Genomic DNA, 492 nt, shown 5'->3' with positions numbered 1-492 from the left:
ACAGCGAAGAAGAGGGAGAGGAAATAATGCTATCTTCGCCTCCCCCTATACCAGAGGCGGTTCCTGCCACAGATTCTCCCTCCCACAGTCTTAACATTCAAAACACCGCAACGCCACCTGAACAATCCCCAGTTAAAAGCAAACGATTCACTACCTTTTGGGTATGGTTTTTTTTCCTGTTGTCGTTAGGTATCTGTGTAGCACTGGTCGCGTTTTCAAGTCTTGATACACGTCTTCCGATGAGCAAATCGCGTATTTTGCTCAATCCACGCGATATTGACATTAATATGGTAAATAAAAGTTGTAACAGCTGGAGTTCCCCGTATCAGCTCTCTTACGCGATAGGCGTGGGTGATTTGGTGGCGACATCACTTAACACCTTCTCCACCTGTATGGTGCATGACAAAATCAACTACAACATTGATGAACCGAGCAGTTCCGGTAAAACATTATCTATTGCGTTTGTTAATCAGCGCCAATACCGTGCTCAAC

At 45.1% G+C, this 492-nt stretch carries 1 protein-coding gene and 1 pseudogene; one reads left to right on the top strand and one right to left on the bottom strand.

From position 1 onward, the window contains the following. A partial coding sequence (laoB, locus tag FHC48_RS23895; protein ID WP_404997228.1) for an L-arginine responsive protein LaoB occupies positions 1-97 on the bottom strand: 97 nt, incomplete at its 3' end. Positions 98-239: 142 nt separating this feature from the next. On the opposite strand from laoB, the pseudogene FHC48_RS23890 reads away from it, so the two are divergent. Next, positions 240-492, top strand: a pseudogene (locus FHC48_RS23890) (transcriptional regulator); the annotation flags it as partial.

It is taken from the genome of Enterobacter sp. EC_50 (assembly GCF_019584525.1).
Classification (GTDB): Bacteria; Pseudomonadota; Gammaproteobacteria; order Enterobacterales; family Enterobacteriaceae; genus Enterobacter; species Enterobacter roggenkampii.
Note: the sequence above shows the minus strand (reverse complement) of the source record. Positions and strands in the feature narration are given on the sequence as shown.